24 protein-coding genes are annotated in these 23093 nt (G+C 55.0%); 15 read left to right on the forward strand and 9 right to left on the reverse strand.

Annotated elements, in window-relative coordinates; all coding sequences use genetic code 11:
- The first annotated feature begins 6 nt into the window (after positions 1-6).
- From G6Q15_RS08785 to G6Q15_RS08795, 3 genes are all read left to right on the forward strand, one after another.
- Positions 7-1188, forward strand: a complete 1182-nt coding sequence (locus G6Q15_RS08785; RefSeq protein WP_164117837.1) for an acyl-CoA dehydrogenase family protein — start codon at positions 7-9, stop codon at positions 1186-1188.
- A gap of 49 nt (positions 1189-1237) precedes the next feature.
- Positions 1238-2374 (forward strand): acyl-CoA dehydrogenase family protein, encoded by a 1137-nt coding sequence (locus G6Q15_RS08790; protein ID WP_164117839.1) that lies wholly within the window; start codon positions 1238-1240, stop codon positions 2372-2374.
- 103 nt (positions 2375-2477) lie between these two features.
- Positions 2478-3278, forward strand: a complete 801-nt coding sequence (locus tag G6Q15_RS08795; RefSeq protein WP_164117841.1) for an SDR family oxidoreductase — start codon at positions 2478-2480, stop codon at positions 3276-3278.
- Between the two features lie 37 nt (positions 3279-3315).
- On the opposite strand, the gene gmk is transcribed toward G6Q15_RS08795, so the two are convergent.
- Positions 3316-3975, reverse strand: a complete 660-nt coding sequence (gene gmk, locus G6Q15_RS08800; protein ID WP_164117843.1) for a guanylate kinase — start codon at positions 3973-3975, stop codon at positions 3316-3318.
- A gap of 62 nt (positions 3976-4037) precedes the next feature.
- Between gmk and G6Q15_RS08805 the strand changes: the two genes are divergently transcribed.
- On the forward strand, positions 4038-4592 hold the full coding sequence (locus G6Q15_RS08805; protein WP_164117973.1) for a DUF2585 domain-containing protein: 555 nt from the start codon (positions 4038-4040) through the stop codon (positions 4590-4592).
- Here G6Q15_RS08805 and G6Q15_RS08810 read toward each other — a convergent pair.
- The 3 genes from G6Q15_RS08810 to G6Q15_RS08820 form a co-directional block, all read right to left on the reverse strand.
- A complete protein-coding gene (locus G6Q15_RS08810) occupies positions 4589-4927 on the reverse strand; it encodes a hypothetical protein (protein ID WP_205518138.1) in 339 nt (112 codons plus the stop codon). The two genes, G6Q15_RS08805 and G6Q15_RS08810, sit on opposite strands and share 4 nt — an antisense overlap.
- Before the next feature lie 25 nt (positions 4928-4952).
- Positions 4953-6365 (reverse strand): class II fumarate hydratase, encoded by a 1413-nt coding sequence (gene fumC, locus G6Q15_RS08815; RefSeq protein ID WP_164117847.1) that lies wholly within the window; start codon positions 6363-6365, stop codon positions 4953-4955.
- 210 nt (positions 6366-6575) lie between these two features.
- The gene (locus tag G6Q15_RS08820; protein ID WP_164117849.1) at positions 6576-7067 is read right to left on the reverse strand and encodes a ClpXP protease specificity-enhancing factor SspB; all 492 of its coding nucleotides are present in this window, start codon (positions 7065-7067) and stop codon (positions 6576-6578) included.
- A 114-nt stretch (positions 7068-7181) separates the two neighbouring features.
- On the opposite strand from G6Q15_RS08820, the gene hisB reads away from it, so the two are divergent.
- From hisB to G6Q15_RS08855, 7 genes are all read left to right on the forward strand, one after another.
- A complete protein-coding gene (hisB, locus tag G6Q15_RS08825; RefSeq protein ID WP_164117851.1) occupies positions 7182-7775 on the forward strand; it encodes an imidazoleglycerol-phosphate dehydratase HisB in 594 nt (197 codons plus the stop codon).
- On the forward strand, positions 7768-8388 hold the full coding sequence (hisH, locus tag G6Q15_RS08830) for an imidazole glycerol phosphate synthase subunit HisH (RefSeq protein ID WP_164117853.1): 621 nt from the start codon (positions 7768-7770) through the stop codon (positions 8386-8388). The genes hisB and hisH overlap by 8 nt, the downstream gene beginning before the upstream one ends.
- 13 nt (positions 8389-8401) lie before the next feature.
- The gene (hisA, locus tag G6Q15_RS08835) at positions 8402-9127 is read left to right on the forward strand and encodes a 1-(5-phosphoribosyl)-5-[(5-phosphoribosylamino)methylideneamino]imidazole-4-carboxamide isomerase (protein WP_164117855.1); all 726 of its coding nucleotides are present in this window, start codon (positions 8402-8404) and stop codon (positions 9125-9127) included.
- 202 nt (positions 9128-9329) lie between these two features.
- Positions 9330-10091: an imidazole glycerol phosphate synthase subunit HisF gene (gene hisF, locus G6Q15_RS08840; protein ID WP_164117857.1), complete on the forward strand. Its 762-nt coding sequence runs from the start codon at positions 9330-9332 to the stop codon at positions 10089-10091.
- Between the two features lie 61 nt (positions 10092-10152).
- Entirely contained in the window at positions 10153-10470 is a 318-nt protein-coding gene (locus G6Q15_RS08845) for a phosphoribosyl-ATP diphosphatase (protein ID WP_164117859.1), read from the forward strand.
- 17 nt (positions 10471-10487) lie between these two features.
- Positions 10488-10865 carry a histidine triad nucleotide-binding protein gene (locus tag G6Q15_RS08850; protein ID WP_164117975.1) on the forward strand — a complete coding sequence of 126 codons (378 nt, stop codon included), beginning with the start codon at positions 10488-10490 and terminating at the stop codon, positions 10863-10865.
- 92 nt (positions 10866-10957) lie between these two features.
- Entirely contained in the window at positions 10958-12463 is a 1506-nt protein-coding gene (locus G6Q15_RS08855; RefSeq protein ID WP_164117861.1) for a hypothetical protein, read from the forward strand.
- On the opposite strand, the gene G6Q15_RS08860 is transcribed toward G6Q15_RS08855, so the two are convergent.
- Entirely contained in the window at positions 12460-13821 is a 1362-nt protein-coding gene (locus G6Q15_RS08860) for a mechanosensitive ion channel domain-containing protein (protein WP_164117863.1), read from the reverse strand. The genes G6Q15_RS08855 and G6Q15_RS08860 overlap by 4 nt on opposite strands.
- Positions 13818-15026, reverse strand: a complete 1209-nt coding sequence (gene metC / locus G6Q15_RS08865; protein WP_164117865.1) for a cystathionine beta-lyase — start codon at positions 15024-15026, stop codon at positions 13818-13820. The genes G6Q15_RS08860 and metC overlap by 4 nt, the downstream gene beginning before the upstream one ends.
- A gap of 174 nt (positions 15027-15200) precedes the next feature.
- Between metC and dinB the strand changes: the two genes are divergently transcribed.
- Positions 15201-16322 (forward strand): DNA polymerase IV, encoded by a 1122-nt coding sequence (dinB, locus tag G6Q15_RS08870; RefSeq protein WP_205518139.1) that lies wholly within the window; start codon positions 15201-15203, stop codon positions 16320-16322.
- 127 nt (positions 16323-16449) lie between these two features.
- Complete coding sequence (locus tag G6Q15_RS08875) at positions 16450-17916, forward strand: hypothetical protein (protein WP_164117869.1); 1467 nt, start codon at positions 16450-16452, stop codon at positions 17914-17916.
- A gap of 27 nt (positions 17917-17943) precedes the next feature.
- Here G6Q15_RS08875 and G6Q15_RS08880 read toward each other — a convergent pair whose 3' ends face one another.
- The gene (locus G6Q15_RS08880; RefSeq protein ID WP_164117871.1) at positions 17944-18423 is read right to left on the reverse strand and encodes an NUDIX domain-containing protein; all 480 of its coding nucleotides are present in this window, start codon (positions 18421-18423) and stop codon (positions 17944-17946) included.
- A 62-nt stretch (positions 18424-18485) separates the two neighbouring features.
- Between G6Q15_RS08880 and G6Q15_RS08885 the strand changes: the two genes are divergently transcribed.
- Entirely contained in the window at positions 18486-19064 is a 579-nt protein-coding gene (locus tag G6Q15_RS08885) for a DNA-3-methyladenine glycosylase I (protein WP_164117873.1), read from the forward strand.
- On the opposite strand, the gene G6Q15_RS08890 is transcribed toward G6Q15_RS08885, so the two are convergent.
- A complete protein-coding gene (locus tag G6Q15_RS08890; protein WP_164117875.1) occupies positions 19061-19303 on the reverse strand; it encodes a hypothetical protein in 243 nt (80 codons plus the stop codon). The two genes, G6Q15_RS08885 and G6Q15_RS08890, sit on opposite strands and share 4 nt — an antisense overlap.
- 234 nt (positions 19304-19537) lie before the next feature.
- On the opposite strand from G6Q15_RS08890, the gene ppk2 reads away from it, so the two are divergent.
- Positions 19538-20491 (forward strand): polyphosphate kinase 2, encoded by a 954-nt coding sequence (gene ppk2, locus G6Q15_RS08895; protein WP_240330824.1) that lies wholly within the window; start codon positions 19538-19540, stop codon positions 20489-20491.
- Between the two features lie 18 nt (positions 20492-20509).
- Here ppk2 and gyrB read toward each other — a convergent pair whose 3' ends face one another.
- The gene (gyrB, locus tag G6Q15_RS08900) at positions 20510-23035 is read right to left on the reverse strand and encodes a DNA topoisomerase (ATP-hydrolyzing) subunit B (protein ID WP_164117979.1); all 2526 of its coding nucleotides are present in this window, start codon (positions 23033-23035) and stop codon (positions 20510-20512) included.
- Between the last annotated feature and the right edge of the window lie 58 nt (positions 23036-23093).

Below are 23093 nucleotides of genomic sequence, written 5' to 3' on the forward strand. Positions count from 1 at the left end.
GTCGATATGTCCGATCTTGAACAATTCAAAACCGAAATACGAAGCTGGCTGGAGGAAAATTGCCCGCCGGAAATGCGCAAACCCGTGCGCGGTGACGAAGATATGTGTTGGGGCGGGCGCAATTTTGAATTTCAGAGTGAGGCGCAAAAAGTCTGGCTCGAACGCTGCGCGGCCAAGGGCTATACTGTGCCGGACTGGCCGAAAGAATATGGCGGGGCTGGTCTGTCTCCGGCCGAAACCAAGATATTCCGTCGCGAAATGGCCAAGCTGGGCTGCCGCTCGCCGCTTTCGAGCTTTGGCATCTGGATGCTGGGTCCTGCGCTATTGAAATTCGGCACCGAAGAACAAAAAGTGCATTATCTGAACCAGATCGCCCACGGCGAGATACGCTGGTGTCAGGGGTATAGCGAGCCGGGCAGTGGTAGTGACCTTGTTTCCTTGCAGACTTTTGGTGATGATAAGGGCGATCACTGGATCGTGAATGGCCAGAAGGTATGGACCAGTTATGCGGACAAGGCTGACTGGATTTTCTGTCTGGTGCGTACGGACAAGGAAGACAAATATCGCGGTATTTCCTTCCTGTTGTTCGACATGGAAACGCCGGGCGTATCAACCAAGCCGATCAAGCTGATTTCTGGCAGTTCACCTTTTTGTGAAACGTTTTTTGACGACGTGAAAGTGCCCAAGGACCAGATAGTCGGCGAACTGAACCGCGGCTGGGATGTAGCCAAATATCTGCTGGGCCATGAGCGTGAGATGATATCAGGCGGCGGTTTGGGTGATGGATCGCCTTCGCTGGGCGCGAAAATGACCGGAGCCATTGGCTTGAACGGCCTTGGCATGCTGGATGACCAGATATTGCGGAGCGAGCTGGCGCAGTTTGATGTCGATGCATTGGCTTTCCGTGCCATGGCAGAAAAGTTCATGGACGAAATGAAGGCAGGCAAAGGTCATCCCGCCCAACCCAACATGATGAAATATTCGGGCACAGAGCTTAACAAGCAGCGGCATGAGCTGGTCATGTCGGCGGGCGGCAGCGATGCGCTGGAATGGGAAAGCGAGGCTTCACGCGGCGGCAAGAAACCACGTGAGTGGCTGCGCACCAAGGCAAACAGTATTGAGGGCGGGACAAGTGAGATTATGCTTAACGTCATATCCAAGCGTATATTGGAGCTACCGGACAACTGACGCAAGGGAAGTCAGTATATATTTATTTACAGATAATTAAGAGAAGAATATGCCATTATTTCTAGATGACGATCAGAGCATGCTGCAGGACAGCGCACACGAGTTTATGAGAGCTGAAGGACCGGTCAGCCATTTCCGCGAGTTTCGCGATAAGAACTGTAAGGACGGTTTTAGTCATGGCTTGTGGAAGCAGTTTGCCGAAATGGGCTTTACCGGCATTCTTGTGGCCGAAGAGGATGGCGGGTTGGGTCTGGGTCATGTTGAGACAGGCGTGGTGCTGGAACAGATCGGCCGCAACTTGACGCCTTCGCCATTCCTGACCACGGCTGTCGCGGGCGTAGCTGCGCTGAACTATGCGGGTAGCGAGCTGAAGAGCCAGTATTTACCGGGTATATTAAGCGGCGACACGGTGCTGGGGCTTGCCATTGACGAGAAGGCCAAACACCGGCCTGACCAGATAGCGATGGCGGCAGAGCGCAGTGGCAATGGCTTCAAACTTAATGGACAGAAACAGTTTGTCATCCATGGTGCATCTGCGGACATGCTGATCGTCGCGGCGCGCACATCTGGCAGCGTCGGTGATGCAGATGGCCTGACACTGTTCGCTGTACCAAAAGATGCTGCCAATATGGACGTGGACCCGGTACGACTGGTTGACAGTGCGGTGGCCGCGCACGTCAAATTTGACGGCGTTGAAGTCAATGCTGATAGCGTGATCGGCGAAGTCGATCAGGGCAGCGAAGTGCTGGACGCACTGCTAACCGCAGGGCGTATTGGTTCGGCGTCCGAAATGGTGGGTGTCGGCGGCGGCGCAATGGATATCACCGTCGATTATCTGAAAGAACGCAAGCAATTTGGCAGCCCTATTGGTTCTTTCCAGGCGCTCCAGCACCGTGCAGCGCATCTGTACAGTGAAATGGAAATTGCGCGGGCTTCTGTTTTGAAAGCACAGCAGCTGCTGGATGCAAGTGCAGACAATGCCGGGCTATATGTACATGTTGCCAAGGCTAAGGCAGCCAGCACTGCCAATCTGGCGGTGCGTGAAGGCGTGCAGATGCATGGCGGTGTTGGTATGACCGATGAATATGATATCGGTCTGTATATGAAACGTGATCGTGCGCTGAGTGAATTTCTGGGCGATGCCAATTACCACACCAGTAAGGTTGCAGAACTGCACGGCTATTAGAGGTATTAGGTAACATCCGCTTACCCCGAACTTCTTGAAGGGTTTGTGGCAAAAAGGCTTCGACAGGTTCAGCCTGAACGGAGTGAATAAGAAGGAATGAAATATGGATGTCCAAAGACTCTTTTCTCTCGACGGGCGCGTGGCGCTTGTTACTGGCGGTTCACGCGGTATCGGCAAGATGATTGCCGAAGGCTATATCAAGTCGGGAGCCAAGGTATATATCACGGCGCGTAAAGCCGATGTGTGTGACGCGACCGCAGAGGAACTGGGCGAAAACTGTGTTTCCATTCCCGGTGATATCAGCAGTATCGAAGGTTGCGAAATGCTGGCCGCGGAGCTTGCAAAACGCGAGGATAAGCTCGATATCCTGCTTAATAATGCGGGGGCAGCCTGGGGCGCGGAATTTAGTGACTTTCCTGAAATCGGGTGGGACAAGGTCATGGACCTGAACGTTAAATCACCGTTTTTCCTGACTCAGAAACTGCACAGTCTGCTCAAAAATGCAGCGAGCGGCGAGCGGCCCGCAAAGGTTATCAATGTGGCTTCGATTGATGGCATGAAAATCAATCCCTGGGAAACCTATAGCTATCAGGCATCAAAAGCGGCGCTGATCCACCTGACACGCCGGATGGCGGTACGCCTGCTACAGGACAATATTATCGTCAGCGGAATTGCGCCCGGCGCATTCCAGTCGGAAATGAACAAAGCCGCACGCGATTATGCCGATGTGGTGGCCAAGGCAATCCCTGCCAAACGCATCGGGACGCCTGAAGATATGGCTGCAGTCGGCATTTATCTGGCCAGCCGGGCAGGGGACTATGTTGTGGGAACAACCATTCCTGTCGATGGCGGCGTTGTAAACGCGTTCGCACCGATGGGCGGAACAGACGCCGAGGGGCATTAGGCGGTTATTCCTCTCCCATATGGGAGAGGGCTATCTTTCAAGTCATCAGGTCGCGGACAAAGTCGACAAGCCCCGTCTGGCGCGAACGGCGGACGCGTTCGGCGTGCAATATCTCCCGCACCCGGTTGAAACAGCGATCGACATCATCGTTGATAACAACATAGTCATATCCATCCCAGTGGCTGATTTCCGCCTTTGACCGGGCCATTCGCGCTTCGATCACTTCTTCGCTGTCAGTCGCACGCTTCCTGAGCCGCGCGTCAAGCTCTTCCATAGAGGGCGGTAAGATAAAGACACGCACCACATCGGTTTCATTGCGCTGATAAAGCTGCTGTGTGCCCTGCCAGTCAATATCGAACAGATAGTCTTCGCCTTCTTTCAGGCCCGCGCGCACCTGCGCCTTGGGTGTGCCATAATAATTGTCGAAAACGACAGCCCATTCCATAAAGGCATCATCTTCTATCATCTGTCTGAATGTAGCTTCATCGGTGAAATGATAATGTTTGCCATCCACTTCACCGCGACGCGGCGCACGTGTAGTATAAGATACGGACAGCTTCATTTCAGGGTCTGATTTCAGCAACATCTGCGCAATGGTCGATTTGCCCGCGCCAGATGGAGAGGAGAGCACAAACAACAGTCCGCGCCGTTTAAGCTTGTTCGGGTTGGTCAGTGAAACATTATGCGGTGTGTCCATATCCGCTCTTGCCAACTTAAGCCGCTTCCCGTCAAGTGGGTGCAGGGAGAAAAACGGTGACGATGGACAAAAAATGGATATGGGCCGCGCTGGCTATATTGGTGACGACATTTTGTGTCCTGCTGGCCATGGACCGGCCATTGATCAGTGCGAGCGGTTATATCTATTTATGGCATGGCGTGGTGCAGTCGAGCGAGAATAGCCAGCATATCGCCGACTGGTATACGCCCAGCCACATTGTCCACGGCTTTATCTTCTATGGCCTCGGTTATCTGCTGCTGCGCAAATATCCCAAGGGATTGTGGTTATGTGCGGCGCTGCTGCTCGAATGCGGGTGGGAAATTGCCGAAAATACACCTGCCGTGATTGACCGTTACCGCTCGGTCACCATGGCCTTTGGTTATAGCGGGGATTCGATCCTGAATTCCATTTGCGATGCGTTGTGGATGGTGGCGGGTTTTCTCTTTGCCAGCCGTGTGCCTGTACTGCTTACAGCAGGGATTGCAGTTATTTTCGAGCTGTTCACACTTTATATGATCCGCGATAACCTGACGCTCAACGTGCTGATGCTGCTCTGGCCGATAGATGCTATCAAGGAATGGCAGGGGGCTATCTAGCCTTCACGGGGTTTTGATGTATCGTCGGCTATATCAGGGCCTAACTGCTTCGCATCTGCATCTGCTTTTTTCGCGGCCCCGCGATCGTAAAGCGCCTTGGCAATCAGTCCGCCGCTGACCAGCAATGCGCCGGGTACAGACCGCGTCGCAAGCCGCAATGCAGCAATCCCTATTAGCGATGCGCCAAGGTTATTGTTTGCTCCGTCCTTGCCTTTCCTGACACCGGTCATTTTGTTGATGGCAGGCACAATAATCGCTGTTTTAGCGATGTTATTTGCGGCGTGAAAGACAGTATCAGCCAGATTGACCTTCCCTTTCTCATCCGTTTTTACCACTATGCTTTTTTTCGTTTTTACCATTTTATCCTGCCAAACCTGTCATGTCCTTTGGCTTTATATGGGTATCAAAAGTAGCCTCATCAACCAGATCCAGCGCAATTCCAGCCTGTTTTAGCGTGAGGCCGTTTTCATGTGCATATTTGGCGATTTTGGCGGCATTGTCATAACCGATTACCGGAGCCAGTGCGGTAACGAGCATTAATGATCGTTCCACCAGTTCGGTAATGCGGCCCGTGTTCGGTTCCAGACCAACGACGCAGCGTCTGGCGAAACTGTCCATGCCGGTCGCCAGCAGGTCAATTGAACGCAGCACATTTGCGCCGATCAGGGGCTTGAATACGTTGAGTTCCAGATGCCCCTGCATGCCGCCCACGGTTACCGCCTGGTGATTGCCGATCACCTGCGCCGCCACCATGGTGAGCATTTCGCATTGCGTGGGATTGACCTTGCCAGGCATGATCGAACTGCCCGGTTCATTGGCAGGCAGGGTGATCTCACCCAAACCGGAACGCGGGCCGGAACCCAGCAGGCGGGTATCATTCGCGATTTTGGTGAGAGCGACCGCGAGGGTATTCAGATGCCCCGAAAAATCAACCAGCGCGTCATGGCTCGACAATGCTTCAAACTTATTTGGTGCGGTTTCAAAGTCGAGCCCCGTTGCTGTGCTGATTTCCTTGGCGATATCTGTTCCAAAGTCTGGCGGTGCATTCAGACCGGTGCCGACAGCGGTGCCACCCTGTGCGAGAAGGTGCACTTCTGTGAGATTGACCGTCAGGCGCACATCGCTTTGTGCAAGCATCTGAACGTAAGCGGAAAATTCCTGTCCGAGAGTCAACGGAGTCGCATCCTGCAGGTGCGTCCGCCCGATTTTGACGATATCCTTCCATTCTTCCGCTTTGCCGTCCAGCTCGGCAAGCAGTCTGTCAAGTGCGGGCCTGAGCTGCCGTTCGGCTGCGAGTGCCACTGCCACATGTATTGCGGTTGGAAAGCTATCATTACTGCTTTGCCCCTTGTTGACATGATCATTGGGGTGTACCGGCGATTTGCCGCCGCGCTGGCCAGTCAGTGCTTCATTGGCGATGCCTGCTATCACCTCGTTCATATTCATGTTGGACTGAGTACCACTGCCTGTCTGCCAGATGGTAAGCGGGAATTGGCCATCATGCTGCCCTGCAATGATTGCGTCTGCCGCGTCGATAATGGCATCCGCAATGTTCGCGTTCAGCTCGCCTGATTTCCTGTGCACCAGCGCCGCCGCGCGCTTTACATGCGCCAGACCATGGATAATCCCGATGGGCATGCGTTCATGCGCGGCAAAGGGGAAATTGGCGATGCTGCGCTGTGTCTGTGCGCCCCAATAGGCTGTCTCCGGAACTTCTATCGGCCCAATGCTGTCAGTTTCGGTTCTGGTCTTTTCCGAATGTGTTTCAGTCATACCCAAAGCCTATCCCAATTGTTAAAGACCTGAAAGGTCCCTCCTTACTGTATATCCCGGCATTACGGTAAGATCACATAAAACTGCACATAATGATACGCTAATACAGCGGAGCATAAGTAGGAAAACAGTTTACGCAGGCGATCTAATGCAAAGGGCCATTGCGGGCCGCTCATTTGGGGACAACGTGTATGTGAGTTGGCGGAGGGGCTATTTCTTCTGCCCGAAATCGACTGTCACGACATTGGAGCCGTCTTCGCCATCAACGCCGTCGCTGGCGGGTTCGGGATGGTCGTTTTCTGCATCTTCGTGTGGTGCGGGTTCGCCGGGGTCCCCTTCCACCTGAAACTGCAATCCGAAATCCACGGATGGATCGACAAATGCTGTAATCGCCGCATAGGGAACGTGCAGGTTGGCGGGTATCTGGTTAAAACTAAGGCCGATGGAGAAGCTGTCGTCGCCCACAGTCAGGTCCCAGAACTTGTTTTGTATGACAATCGTCATTTCATCGGGGAAACGTTCGCGCAGGTGATCGGGAATATCCACGCCCGACGCGGTGGTTTTGAAGGTGATGTAGAAATGATGCTCACCGGGCAGCCCGCCACGCTCAATCTCACGAAGCACGCGGCCAACAACTGCGCGCAGGGCCTCTTGCACGATTTCATCATAGGGAATCAGGCTATCGGGCATGTCTTCGCTCATATGTGCATTGGTGGCTCTTAACGCCGCGCGGGTCAAGTGGCTGTTTTGTGCTTTCAAGATATATTATGCCGCAAATTTCTTGCAGGTGCACCGAATGGCTTTATAGAAAACGGCATGCGTACAGCCACACTCACCCGCACGACCCACGAAACCGATATTCATGTCGAAGTGAATCTTGATGGCGCGGGGCAATATGATGTTGCGACCGGCATCGGTTTTCTTGACCATATGATTGAGCAGTTTTCACGTCATTCGTTGATCGACCTCACAGTTCGTATTGATGGCGACCTGCATGTTGACCAGCATCACACCACAGAAGACAGCGCGCTTGCGATTGGACAGGCGATTAGTGAAGCACTAGGCGACAAGGCGGGTATTGTCCGGTATGGCAGTGCCTATTCTCCGATGGATGAAGCGCTGGCGCGGGTTACTGTTGATATCAGCGGGCGGCCCTATCTGGTGTGGAAAGCGGGCTTTTCACAGCCGCGGCTGGGTGAAATGGATACCGAGTTGTTTGAACACTGGTTCCATTCGATATCGCAGGCGGCGGGGCTAACATTGCACTGCGAGCTGCTTTATGGACAGAATAACCACCATATTATCGAGGGTATCTACAAAGGTTTCGCCCGGGCGATGCGGCAGGCGGTGGAAATTGATTCGCGTAAGGCGGGGGCAATTCCTTCAACAAAAGGCACATTAAGTGACTGATAAGATTGCGCTAATAGATTATGGCGCAGGCAATCTCCATTCGGTGCATAATGCCCTGAAAGCAGCCGGTGCGACCGGTGTTTCGATAACCAGTGATCCGGATGCCATAGCGGGTGTGGACCGTATTGTTCTGCCCGGTGTGGGTGCGTTCGGGGCGTGCTGTGATGCATTGATGGCAATAGATGGCATGGTGGACGCGCTGGAGCAGCGTGTGCGGCATGGCGGTGTACCTTTTCTGGGCATTTGTGTCGGTATGCAGCTGCTTGCGGATATCGGTGTCGAACATGGCACGCATCATGGGCTGGGCTGGATCGGCGGCACAGTCGAGGCAATTGAGACAGTGTCGCCTGACATTAAAATCCCGCATATGGGCTGGAACGATGTACAGGTGCGCGGCGATGCGCCCCTGCTTGAAAATGGCGAAGCCTATTATCTGCACGGCTATCATTTTGATGTGACCGATAAAGCCGATATTGCGGCAACGACACGGCACGGCGAGACCCTTGTCGCGGCCGTGGCGCGGAATAACATACTCGGCGTGCAGTTCCATCCTGAAAAAAGCCAGCGCTATGGCCTGGAATTTCTCGCACGTTTTCTGGAGTGGCGCCCTTGATAAGGAATTTGGCATGATTGTTTTCCCCGCAATTGACCTGAAAGATGGGCAGGTGGTGCGCCTGGCCGAGGGTGATATGGACCGCGCGACCGTCTATGGTGATGACCCGGCGGCACAGGCGGTGCTGTTTGCCGATGCGGGCGCTGCACACCTGCATGTCGTGGACCTGGATGGCGCTTTTGCGGGCAAGGCCGTGAACCGGCAGGCAGTCGAAGCGATTGTGGAGCGGTTTCCCGGCTATGTGCAGCTTGGTGGCGGTATTCGCAACGCTGAAGCGGTTGAGGGCTGGTTCAATCTGGGCGTGGCGCGCATTGTTATCGGCACGGCGGCGCTGAAAGACCCGGCATTTGTGAAAGACATGGCACGCGAATTTCCGGGCGGAATTGTGGTGGCGGTCGATGCGCGTGACGGGTTTGTTGCAACCGAAGGCTGGGCTGATGTGTCGGAGGTGCGGGTGGAGGACATGGCCCGCCGGTTTGAGGATGCGGGCGTCGCGGCATTGCTGTTCACTGACGTGGGCCGTGATGGTTTGCTCAAAGGCTGTAATATCGATGCGACGGTAGAATTGGCACGCGGCAGCTCTATCCCCGTGATCGCGAGCGGCGGGGTTAAGGGGTTGGACGATATCCATATGCTTTCCATGCATAAGGATGAAGGCATTGAAGGCGTGATAACGGGCCGTGCGATCTATGACGGGCGACTGGACCTGGCAACGGCGATTGCGATGGCGGACAGGTGATGTTTTTTAGTTCATTCTCGCTAGCAAGTCGGCACCGGCCAGATTGCTTTTTTCCTCGCGGCTATTTTTCGCTGTGCGAAAAGCCTGCGGGAACGCGGTACCAGCCCTCTCCCCCGCCCAACCTCCCGATATATTATACCTTGTCGGGAGGTTGGGCGGGGGAGAGGGCTGGTACCGCATGCGAGCGAGAACGAGCCAAAAAATGACTCTCCGCATTCGTGTCATTCCCTGTCTGGACGTTGCAAATGGCCGCGTGGTCAAGGGTGTCAATTTCGTCGACCTGAAAGATGCAGGTGACCCCGTGGAGCAGGCACAGGCCTATGATGCGGCGGGTGCGGACGAGCTGTGCTTCCTGGATATCACCGCCAGTCATGAAGCACGCGGGACAATACTCGATGTCGTGAAACGCACGGCCGAAGTCTGTTTTATGCCGCTCACCGTGGGTGGCGGCGTCTCTTCTGTTGAACATGCCCGCGCATTGCTTCTGGCAGGCGCGGATAAGGTTGCGATCAACAGCGCGGCGGTGGCTCGGCCCGAACTGGTGGGCGAGATTGCCCGAAAGTTCGGGGCACAATGCGTGGTGGCGTCAATTGATGCACGCAGCGACGGGCAGGGCGGCTGGGAGATATTCACCCATGGTGGCCGCACATCCACCGGTATTGATGCAGTGGAACATGCATTGCGGTTGGCAGAGCTGGGTGCGGGTGAGTTATTGGTGACATCAATGGACCGTGACGGCACACGCGACGGCTATGACCTTGACCTGATCCGCACCATTGTGGGCAAGGTATCCGTGCCGGTGGTCGCCAGCGGCGGCGTCGGCAATTTACAGCATTTGGTGGATGGCGTGAAACAAGGCCATGCCAGCGCGGTGCTGGCCGCATCGATATTCCACTTTGGTGAGCATAGTATTTCCGATGCCCATAAGGCATTGCGTAATGCGGGACTGCCGGTGCGTCGGTAATCTGCTGGCGCGGCAGCTTTGCCCTTGACCAATACTGCTGTGACAGCGCAAACAGATAGATATGAAAGACATTATCGAACATCTGGAAACTATCATCTTTGACCGGCGGCAGGCGGATCCTGGCAAGAGCTATGTTGCGAAACTGACGCATCAGGGGCGCGGCAAAATGGCGCAGAAACTGGGTGAGGAAGCGACCGAAGCAGTGATTGCGGCTGTGACCGATGAGCATGAGGAAATGATTGGCGAGTCCGCTGATCTGGTATTCCACCTGCTCGTGACGCTCGCCGATATGGGGCTCAGCTGGAATGATGTGCTGACCGAACTGGCGCGGCGCGAAGGCATTTCGGGAATTGATGAAAAAGCGGCACGGACGCATTAAGCCGGGAGATTTGAATGATGAGCGTTGATCCCAAAGCACCTTATGACAATCAGAATATTTTCGCCAAAATCCTGCGCGGTGAAATTCCGTGCAACAAGATGCATGAGGATGATCATGTGCTGGCATTCGAAGATATCAACCCGCAAGCCCCGAATCATGTGCTGGTGATACCCAAGGGCGCCTATGTCAGCTGGGACGATTTCAGCGCGAAAGCCGATGATGCCGAGATAGCCGGGTTTATACGCGGTGTTGGCCATGTCGCGCGGATTCTGGGGCTGGTGGAGCCGGGTTACCGCCTGCTTGCCAATGTGGGCCATCACGGTCACCAGGAAGTGCCGCATTTGCACGTCCACCTGTTTGGCGGCCAGCCATTGGGACCAATGTTGGCACGGTAAGGGAGAGCAAATATATGCGCGGATGGAAGATTTTATGTAGCCTTGTAGCTCTTCTGGCCTGCGCAAATATGTCCGCTACCTTGGCACACCATATGAGCGGTGACGACCTATCCCCGCCGTGCAGGGTAGCGCTGGGCGATATCTGGGGTGAAAATGCGCTGCTTGATATGACGGACGCTGTGGATGGTAGTCAATTTTCTTCCCCCACTGATATTGCAAAACTGTCGGTGGAGCGCGCACCTGGCGTAACGCTTGTAAAAGGTGGTGATTTTTCCGGTTGGGATTTCCGTGATGTCAGTTTTTCCAATATCTGTTTCGTTGAGGTAAAACTCAAAGAAACGAACTGGCAGGATGGAGGCTATTCAGGGATAGGGTTTATCAAGTCCGACCTGTCCGGCGCGCAGATGCAACGCGCGCAAATGCCCGGTATCATGTTTCGCAACGCCACGGTGAGCGATGTCGATGCAGCAGGCGCAAACTGGTCCAATGGCTATTTTGACGGCGGTTGGTTTGACAGCAAGTGGGAGGGCGTGACGCTCGACAGGGCGGATATGTCGGGTTTCGTGATGGAATGCGGCATTACCGTACCTGATGGCTGCCCTGTGTTCTTTGGAGATGACGGTCCTGTCAGTGCAAAAGGTACCAACTTTACCAACGCGCATTATCCAAGAGCAGATGCTTTTGATGGTGCGGTTTTGGACAATACGCTGATTGATATCGGCGCGCTTGCCGATTTTCGCAGCGCTGACATCACTGGTAAAATACAGATTGCCGAAGGCGGTGACGCACCTGACATCAGCCGGGATGAATTTAGGACTTTGCTTGCCGACCATGACAATTATGTGGCCCGGACAGGCGGCCCATCCTTTGACTGTAAAAAGGCCGTTACGCGGGTCGAACAGGAAATCTGCGGTGAATATGCCGACGAACTGCGCACAAAAGATCGTCAGTTAGCGGTGCTTTACAGGGAAGCGCGGCAGCGTGGGTTGAATGTAGTGGATGGCCAAAAAAAATGGCTTAGGATCAGGAATACATGCGGGGACCAGGGCAATGATTATCCTCGCGATTGCCTGATAAGCAGTTATGATACGCAAATAGGCGCGCTGTTGGGCATGCTTGGGGAAACCAGTTTTCTCGCACGTGGCGAAAAAACGCTGTTCGTGAATGACGTACTGCCGCTTTCGTCTGAAATGCGCACTAGCCCCCTGTTTGAGCGGCTGACCGATGTATTCGACAATACAGCCTATTCCCGGGTTGTCATAGAGCGTACTGGTGATGGCAGCTATGCGATTAACGGAATGGCCATCGGTGCAAATGCGCATATGTGCCATATTGGTGCAAGCGGCCTGACACTGGATACCAATAGCGGCTGGTATGTGCTGCCCGCACACACGGCCGAAAAGCCCGCACCCATTTTCCGTATTATTGCAGACAAGGTTGAAGTATTTGCAGATGGCCGCCTTGATTATGAACGCTATGCGGAGGTGGCAAATCACATGGGCTGCGGCGCCCGGGCTAGTTTCAGCGACATGCGCCGGTTGAACGTCAGCGCGAAAAAACTGGAAAAATATGCCAGGGATTTGGCGGAGGGGCTTTAACTCCCTTTAGTCGCGGGGGTTTTGTTTTCGGTGCTGCCGTTCTCTTCGTTTTTCTTCGCGGCTTCAATCTTTTCCTTCACATTGAAACCATCCGGCAGTTCCTTGATATAGAGATCACGCTGCGGAAAGGGGATTTCGATATTATGTTCCTGAAACAGTTCCCAAACACGCATCATCACATTGCCGCGGACATTGCCGATGCCGTCCTGTGGATCGTTGATCCAGCAGCGGATTTGGAAATTGACGCTATTGTCGCCAAATTCGAGCATCCATACGACGGGGGCGGGGCGTTTGAGAACGCGTTTTGACTCGCGTACGGCCTGATACAAGAGTTCCTGCACCTTGCGCATGTCGCTGTTATAGGCAACGCCGACATCGATTTTCATGCGGACATTGGGGTCGGAATAGGACCAGTTTTCCACCTCGTTAATCATCAGGTTTTCGTTCGGGATCAGGTGTTCCTTGCCATCGCGGGTCAACACGGAGACGGCGCGTACGCCGATTTTATTGACCCAGCCAAAACTGTCGCCGACCACGATCACGTCACCCGGCTTGATCGACCGATCCATCAGCAGGATGATACCCGCGATCAGGTTACCGATCGTTTTTTGCATACCGAAACCGATGGCAAGGCCGAACGCGCCGGAAAAGAAAGCGAGGGCGGTAAGGTCGATGCCAAGCACGTCGATGCCGACGAAAAAGGCGATGATGACAATCACGATGGTCGCGATTTTCTGGCCCAGCAGTTTTTGTGTGGCGTCAAATTGCGAGGAACTGCTGATCGAATGGCTGACAATGCGTCCAACAATGCGCGCCACCGCGAAAAGCAATACGCCAGTAAAGATCACGGTAACGATTTTCAGCAGCGATATGCGGCCTTCGCCCAGATCAAAACCTACCTGGTCAAGTGCGACGGTGATTTCTTCTATGCTGCCGACACGGCTGGCCATGACAGCGAGCGCGACACCCACACCCATAAGGGTGCCCAACCAGTTGGGCATGCGCACACCGCGGATAAAATCATTGGTGAGCAGGCCTGACGCGATAGCCAGCGTGCTGGCGAAGATCACGTTGGCGATCAGTGTCCAATCCCATAATACCAGCACCAGTGCGATGATGACGACTTCGGTCAGCCGCCGCACCATGTCCCGGATGCGCCTGCGTGCAAGTTCGCTTTCATAACCTGCGCGTGTTTCCCATATTTCCGCCAGTTTGGGCGCAATTATACGGCTGAGCGTCCAGCCAAGCAGGATGCTGCCCAGCACGAGCGCGGCGGCGATGCCGGCCTCTGTATATTGCAGTTGAGTCTGGCTCTGTGCGAATTTTTCGGTAAAGTCAGTGATGAGCTCATTTATCATTGCGCCGCTACCTTAAACGCTTTCAGCCCCTCTGCAAGGTCGGCGATCAGGTCATCGGTATCTTCCAGCCCGATTTGCAGGCGGACCAGATATTGCTCATGCACGCCATAATCAGCGGGCGGCCATGCGCTGGCCGTGCGGTGCTGCTGCGGCGAAATCGGAATGGCCAGGCTTTCAAATCCGCCCCAGCTATAGCCGATGCCAAATAGTTCAAGTGTATCTATAAAAGCCGCGCGTGCGTCATCGCTGCCGCCGTTCAGGACGAAAGAAAACAGTCCTGATGCGCCTTTGAAATCGCGTTTCCATGTCTCATGGCCGGGGCAGTCTGGCATTGCAGGATGCAGCACGCGTGCCACTTCATCCTGCGTGTTCAGCCAATAGGCGATTTTGAGCGCAGACATTTCATGCTGACGCAGCCGCACGTCGAGCGTGCGTAACCCGCGTGCGGCAAGATAGGCATCATCAGGTGACACCACCTGACCCAGCTGCTGTGCGGTGCTGCGCAGGCGTTTCCAGTATTTTTCCGTCGCGGTGACGCTGCCCATCATCACATCGCTATGCCCTACAATATATTTTGTCGCGGCCAGAATTGTCATATCAACGCCTTTTTCGATCGCGGGAAAGAAAAACGGCGTCGCCCATGTATTGTCCAGCAGGGTGACAACTCCGCGCGCCTTTGCGGCCTCACAAATAGCGGGAATATCCTGTACCTCGAATGTCAGGCTGCCCGGGTTTTCCATCAGGATCGCGCGCGTTTTGTCGCAGATCAGACTGGCAATGCCCGCGCCTATCATCGGATCATAATAGCGTGTTTCCACGCCCATTCGCTTCAGGAAAGTTTCGGCAAAACCGCGGCTGGGATCATAGGCATTGTCGGTAATAAGCAGCACGTCACCGGGCCTGAGCACCGACAGCAGGGCGCAGGAAATAGCCGCCACGCCGGATGGATAGAGCATGGTGCCACACGCACCCGGTTCCATTTCGGTGAGCGCATCGGCCAGCGACCACTGTGTGGGTGACCCACGCCGGCCATAGAAAAACTGGCCATCCTCGTTGGTCTTTGGTCCTTCACGCAGCGCCGCAACATTGTCATATAAATGCGTGCTCGCGCGCCACACCGGTGGATTGACAATCGCGCCTGTCCATTCCTTTTTACGGCCAGCGGTGACGGATTGCGTGGCTGGTTTATCGCTTTTTTTGGTCAAACTTGGGTCCAGACTTTGGCATGCCTTTCGCCCTTCGACATGCTCAGGGTCTCAGGACAAACGAAATTTATTTACTGCGCTTATAGCCGCTTACCGTATGCTTGTCGAAGGGTCTGTAAGAGGGCAGGTCAAGATATCCTTGTTCCCGAGATGTTCCATGCCTATGGTGCCGCCATGTCTGACGAGGCAGAATCGGATGCGCTGCAGCGCAAGATTATCCATATCGATATGGATGCGTTCTTCGCGAGCGTGGAACAGCGCGACCATCCTGAACTGCGGGGCAAGCCTGTCGCCGTGGGCGGATCCTCCAAACGCGGTGTGGTTGCGGCGGCCAGTTATGAAGCGCGCAAGTTCGGCGTTAAATCGGCCATGCCGTCGGTTACCGCGCAGCGCCGCTGCCCCGACCTGATATTCGTGAAGCACCGGTTTGAAGTGTACCGCGAAGTCTCCCGGCAGATCCGTGAAATATTCGCGGAACATACCGATCTGATCGAACCATTGTCGCTTGATGAGGCCTATCTGGACGTGACCGATGACAAGCAGGACATTGGTTCGGCCACTCTGATTGCCGAGGCTATACGTGCGCGGATCAGGGAAGTGACACGGCTAACTGCCAGTGCAGGCGTGTCGTATAATAAGTTTATTGCCAAAATTGCGAGCGATCAGAACAAACCCGATGGCATCTGTGTGATCCCACCCAGACATGGTCCGGCCTTTGTCGCGAGCCTACCGGTGCGGCGCTTTCATGGTGTTGGCCCACGCACGGGGGAGAAAATGGCGCGGCTTGGTATTGAAACCGGCGCTGACCTGGCGGGCAAGAACGAGCAATGGTTATGCGAAAAATTTGGGTCATGGGGCGGCTATCTCTATCTGGCCGCGCGCGGGATCGACCACCGCGAAGTCAAACCCAACCGCATCCGCAAGTCGATTGGCGGAGAGCGCACCTATGGCGAGGACAAATGGACCGAGGCCGAACTGCGTGAAGCGCTGGATGCCGTGGTCGATATTGTCTGGGAGCGAATCGAAAAAAACGAGGCGCGCGGCCGCACCGTGACGCTGAAAATGAAATTTGCCGATTTTGTGCAGATCACCCGCGCGCGGTCACTGGATCGGTGGGTGAAAGACAAGCGGGAGTTTTCCGAAATCGGTCATGTTCTGCTGGGCGACCAGATCCCGGTGGAAAAAGGCGTGCGTTTGATGGGTATTACACTATCGGCACTCGAAGGTGTGGATGATGAAGAGGGTGAAGATGAAGTGGAAGAAACAACGCCCGTTCAACCGGCGTTTGAGTTTTAGCATTTAATTTATTGGTTCGCTCTGGCTGACAAGCCTGTTCAGCCTTCGCACAGGCTTGCGAGCGAGAGCGAACCAATAAAGACTCCTTACCTTGCCAATCTCGCCTAAATGTTCCTATTATGTTCCAATGTTTATTCTTGATGATTCGCACGCCATGGATGGCGAAGGGCTTGCGCTAGCCAGCCATGCATCGGGCATGCGGTTCCTGTTCGTTGATTTTAACGCCTATTTTGCGAGCGTCGAACAGCATGACGATCCATCCCTTCGCGGCAGGCCGGTGTTGGTCACACCGCTGGACTCCGAACATAGCGGGGCGATTGCGGCGAGTTATGAGGCCAAGGCCTATGGCATCAAGCGCGGCACGACCGTAAAGGAAGCACGGCAGCTTTACCCGGGCATCATTGTGCGCGCGGCGCGGCACGACCGATATGTCGCGGTGCATCATATGTTGATGCGTGAAATTGAACGACATCTGCCGATCCACCGCATCTGCTCGGTTGATGAATGTGTGTGCCGCCTCAATCCCGAAGAAGCGGGCATTGGCGCAGCACGTGCCAAGGCGATGGAGATCAAACGCGGTATCTATAAGAATGTGGGGCCCGCGCTGCGCTGTTCAATCGGGCTTGCCTCTTCCAGCCTGCTCGCCAAACTGGCCAGTGATTTGCAAAAACCCGATGGTTTGACCGTAATAGAGACAGAGACATTGCCTGAAGCATTAGCGGACCTGCCGCTCCGCGCCATTCCAGGTGTCGGGGCGGGTATATCCCGTCGTCTGGAACGCTCGGGTATCACGACATTTACGCAGCTGTGGAATCTGCAACCCAAGCGTGCACGGGCGATATGGAATTCGGTCAATGGAGAGAAATTCCTCTACGCGCTCAAGGGTTATGACATTCCCGATCTTACTGAACCCAAAAAAGGGATGATCGGGCATAGCCGGGTGCTTTCAGGTGTGCATCGGAGCCCGCAGGGTGCGCGCATCGTAGCACGGGCCCTGCTGCTCAAAGCCGCGAGCCGGTTGCGGCATACCGGCTATTATTCAGGTGCGATGACAGTGTCGGTGAAGCTCTATCCCGCCGGGCGGATTGCGCATGAAATGCAGTTTCGCAGCACGCAGAATAGCTGGGTGTTCCTGAAAGAACTGGATGCCCATTGGCAGCCCATGATAAGCGCATTGATGCGGCAGGCGGAGCAGTCGAAACTGCGCGGGCCGGCAAATGACCACGGGCAGGGACGTTATCAGCGGCAGGCACCAGCGCTGTCGCTGAAAGGCGTGACAGTGTACCTGCATAACCTGCGCGATAGCCCGCCCGATCCGGACCTGTTCGTGCCAAGGGCCGCCGACCGGCGTGACACGGTGGAGGCGATGCTGTGGAACCGGATTGATGCGCTCAACCGGCGATATGGCATGGAAACCGTCATGCCTGCTTCGCAAAAGGGGCTGGACCTCAATTACCTGGGTGTGAAGATCGCGTTTAGCCGGGTGCCCGATGCATCTGAATTTGCCGATCGTGACGGCATTAAAAAAGCTGTGGGTGTGGACGAATTTGCGCATGAATCGCGGACGCAGAACCCGGCACGTGCGCTATATTGATGCCCCCTGTGCTTGCCAGTCGGATGTTTACCAGTTTGGCGTTTCCGGTCCGCCGCACTGCATGTCGGCGAGCCGCCGCCGCACCGATTGCGATGTACGCGCGGGCAGGGCATCCAGCGCGAAATAGCGCGCCTCCAATATTTCGCGGCCATCGGCTTTGGGTGTGTCCTGCGTGCGCGCCGTGTATACATGCACATGGTTCTGTGCGCCGCGGCTGGTGTCCAGATATTCGCCGAGAAGTTTTACGTCATGCGCGGTGCAGCCGGTTTCTTCGCGCAATTCGCGCACGGCAGCATTTTCCGGGTCTTCGCCGCGATGCACACCGCCCCCCGGCAGCATATAGAGATGGCTTTTTCCATAGCTGTGCCGGATCAGCAGCAGTTCACCCGCATCGTTGAACGCCATGATCTTCGCGCCATACAGCGCAGGTTTTGCGATGTGCCAATAGGCGAGCCGTAACTGCTGCGCGATGCGGTAGGCAAGGTGGATGGGTTTTATCGAATGCATAGAGCTTCACTTGTTGAACGGAAAACCAGCCTAGCATAGGTCAGCGCAAAGGAGAGATATAAATGATTGAGAGCACGGACGGAAAAATACGCTGTTTCGGCGGCGGGGTGGGCAAGGAATTTTACGCCGATTATCATGATCATGAATGGGCCGTGCCGTGCCATGATGACCGCAAACTGTTCGAAATGCTGATCCTGGAAGGTGCGCAGGCGGGGCTGAGCTGGGAAACGGTGTTGAAAAAACGTGACGGATACCGCGCCGCCTTTCATGGGTTCGATATCGTAAAGGTAGCCGCCATGACAGATGATGAGCTCGAAGCGCTGCGCGAAAACCCTGACATTATCCGCAACAGGCTCAAAATCCATTCGGCGCGCAAAAATGCTCGGGTGTTTATGGAAATGCAAAAAGAGTTCGGGTCGTTTGATGCATGGCTATGGAACCATGTGGATGGCAAAACCATCGATAATCGCGGTCAGGACTGGGGCGATGTTCCGGTTTCTACCCCGATTAGCGATGTTATATCGAAAACGCTCAAGAAACGCGGGATGAGCTTTGTCGGGACGACGATTATCTATGCTTATATGCAGGCGGTGGGCATGGTGAATGACCATGCGAAAGGATGCTGGAAGAGCGCGGATTAATGAGAATGGCCGGGCAGGGTACTGTTGCGCGATGGATGTAGTAGGGCGATGGTGCGATCTGAGTGGCAATGCGCCATGCCCGCCATGGAGACGGCATAATGCACGCCCCGCTTGCCGTTTTCGGTGGCTCCCATGATAGTGCCGACGCAAATTCCGGTGGTAAGTATTGCGCCAAGCACAACACCGTTGCGGATCAGCCGGAATCGGGGAAGCGAGGGCATTGTGAATTGTATCGACATGCAAACTCCACTTTCATCCTCAAGCGTCGGCACCCAGGGGTAATGCGGGTTACCATGGAAAACGCTACGGAAACTGGAGCACGCAGGTCAATGTACAGAGGCTTGATTTTCGGCCAACGGTCATATCCGTTCTACCAAATGGCAATTTTGCAGTTTGATACAGGTCAATGCACTATTGTGGGACTCGGATCACTATCGTGATCTGGAGTTTGGGTGAAGGATAGGTGTAAAGATATGACCATGCGTACAAACAGCAAATCAGTGGGCAAACGTGTAGCAAATGTTGCTGTTGACAGGAAACCCGAACAGGTCCCGCAACCTGTGGCGCCGCAGCCAGGGGACAGCGTACACCACCAGTTTGAACAGGGAAAATATCCCTATTCAAAGAAAATGTCGCGCAAGGAATATGAGGCGGCCAAGGCGAAACTTCAGGCCGAGCTTTTGAAAGTGCAGCTTTGGGCGCAAGAGCGGGGTGAGAAATTTGTGCTGTTGTTTGAAGGCCGTGATGCCGCGGGCAAGGGCGGCACGATCAAGCGTTTTACCGAACATCTCAACCCCCGTCAGTCGCGGGTCGTGGCGCTGGCAAAACCGGGTGAGCGCGAGAAAGGACAGTGGTTTTTTCAGCGTTATATCGAACATCTGCCCACCGCTGGCGAAATGGTTTTCTATGATCGCAGCTGGTATAATCGCGCGGGTGTTGAGCGGGTGATGGGGTTCTGCTCTCCGGCAGAATATCTGGAATTTATGCGGCAGGCGCCCGAGCTGGAACGGATGCTGGTGCGTTCGGGCATTCGCATGTTCAAATACTGGTTCTCGGTGACGCAGGATGAACAACACGCTCGCTTTGACGCGCGCAAGACCGACCCGCTCAAACGCTGGAAGCTTTCCCCGATCGATCAGGCCAGCCTGAACAAATGGGATGATTATACCGAGGCGAAAGAGGCGATGTTCTTCTACACCGACACCGCCGATGCGCCGTGGACCATCGTCAAGTCCAATGACAAGAAACGCGCGCGCATCAACTGCATGATGCATTTCCTGCACAATATAGATTATCCGGAAAAAGACACCGATCTGGTCGTCGCCCCCGACCCGCTGATTGTGGGCAGCACATCACATGTGCTCCATAATGACGACCATATCCTGGGCAAATCGCTCCACCCGGAATCGCGACATAAGGGGAAGTAGATCACCTAATTTGGTTAGCTACACATCCAAGTTCGCCACATTCAGCGCATTGTCCTGGATAAACTCCCGCCTTGGTTCCACGACGTCGCCCATCAGCTTGTCGAAAATTTCATCGGTAATGTCGCCGTCTTCGACCGTGACCTGCAGGAGCGAGCGTACTTCGGGGTCGAGCGTGGTTTCCCAAAGCTGTTCGGCGTTCATTTCGCCCAGGCCTTTGTAGCGCTGGAATGAAAGCCCACGGCGGCCGGCGGTGAGTACGGCCTCGAGCAGTTCGGATGGGCGTGAAATCGTGACACCCTTGGCCAATGCTGCACCGGCTTCTTCCCCGCTGTCATCGGTGCTGCCTTTGACGAGCGTGCTGCCCTGCTCGTAGATCTCGGCCTGTTCAGCCGAGAGCTTGTGCAGTTTCAGCGCTTCAGCTGAAGACAGGAATTTCGCCTCAATCATATGATGGTCGGTCACGCCGCGCCACATGCGTTCGATATGATAGCCGCCTTCTTCAGACAGGCTGCCTTTCCATACGCCGCCTTCATCGGCCGCTTCCATCCATTTCGCGGCTTTTTCAAGCGCGGCGAGACGGGTGTCATCGTTAATATCGGGATCAAGCGCGCCGGAGAGCGCCAGCGCCTCAATAATGCGCATGTCATAGCGGCGCGGGACATAGGACATGAGCGAGCGCATGCGCCGGGCATGGTTCACCAGTTCAATCAGCTCCTTGCCGCCGCGTGCGCCGCCTGCGGTTTCCAGGATGCGGCCATTCAGCCCCGCCTCGACCAGATATTCGTCCAGTGCGGTATCATCTTTCAGATAGACTTCGCTCTTGCCCTTGGCGACCTTGTAAAGCGGTGGCTGGGCGATGTAGAGATGACCGTTGCGGATAATCTCGCCCATCTGCCGATGGAAAAATGTCAGCAGCAATGTGCGGATATGCGCGCCATCAACATCGGCATCGGTCATGATGATGATCTTGTGATAGCGCAGTTTTTCAACATCGAAATCATCACGGATGCCCGTGCCCATCGCCTGAATCAGCGTGCCGACTTCCTTGGATGAAATGATACGGTCAAACCGCGCGCGTTCGACATTCAGGATCTTGCCCTTGAGCGGCAGGATCGCCTGATAATGGCGATCGCGGCCTTGCTTGGCACTGCCGCCCGCGGAGTCACCCTCGACCAGAAACAGTTCAGACTTGGCTGGGTCGCGTTCCTGACAATCGGCGAGCTTGCCAGGCAGCGAGGCGATATCCATCGCGCCCTTGCGGCGGGTGAGCTCACGTGCCTTTTTCGCGGCTTCACGCGCGGCGGCGGCGTCGATAATCTTCTGTACCACCATTGCCGCAGGGGCGGGGTTTTCCTCCAGCCATTCGGCCATCTTGTCGGCCATCAGGCTTTCGAGCGGTTGCCGCACTTCGGAGGAGACCAGCTTGTCCTTGGTCTGTGAGGAGAATTTGGGGTCAGGCAGTTTGACCGACACAATCGCGGTCAATCCTTCACGCATATCATCACCGGTCAGCTTTACTTTGCTTTTCTTGAGCGCGCCTGAGCTTTCGGCATAATTGTTGAGTGTCCGCGTCAGTGCGGAGCGGAATGCAGCCAAGTGCGTGCCACCATCGCGCTGCGGGATATTGTTGGTGAAGCACAGCACATTCTCATAATAGCTGTCATTCCATTCGAGTGCGACATCAATGGTGATGTCATCACGCGTGCCGGTAATCGCCACCGGATCGGGCATCAGCGCGGTTTTGTTGCGGTCAAGATACTGCACAAACGCCGCAATCCCGCCTTCATAGAACAGGTCATGGGTGACAGCTTCCTCACCGCGTGCGTCGGTCAGGATGATGCGCACACCGGAGTTCAGGAATGCAAGCTCGCGGTAACGGTGTTCGAGCTTGTCAAAATCAAATTCGGTAATTTTAAATGTGTCAGGGGAAGGCAGGAAGGTGACCTTTGTGCCCTTTTTCATTTTACCATCCACTTCGGGGGCATCGCCAATGATGCCGAGCGGCTGTGTTGCCTCACCAAAGGCAAAGCGCATATAATGTTCTTTGCCATCGCGCCAGACATTGAGGTCGAGCCATTCCGACAGCGCGTTCACCACCGACACGCCCACGCCGTGCAGACCGCCAGAAACTTTATAGGCATTTTCATCGTTCGTATTGTCGAACTTTCCGCCTGCGTGCAGCTGCGTCATAATGACTTCGGCGGCCGACACGCCTTCTTCCTTGTGCATGCCCACAGGAATGCCGCGGCCATTATCCTCGACAGAGACAGAACCATTGGGATTGAGTGTGATCCACACTGCATCGCAATGCCCGGCCAACGCCTCGTCGATCGCATTGTCGGACACCTCGAACACCATGTGATGCAGGCCGGAGCCATCATCGGTATCGCCAATATACATGCCCGGACGCTTGCGCACGGCATCCAGCCCTTTAAGGACCTTGATCGAATCCGCGCCATAGTCATTTTTATTGGGATTTTCGGCCGAATCCGGTGCACGTTCGGTTTGTTGTTCTTGTGGTGTATTCTCAGGTGTTTCTGTCATCATTGCAATATAGGCGCTGGGGGGCATATCCCCAAGCAAAAAGGCCAAGTTTTCCCCA

The organism is Sphingorhabdus sp. Alg239-R122 (assembly GCF_900537065.1).
Classification (GTDB): domain Bacteria; phylum Pseudomonadota; class Alphaproteobacteria; order Sphingomonadales; family Sphingomonadaceae; genus Alg239-R122.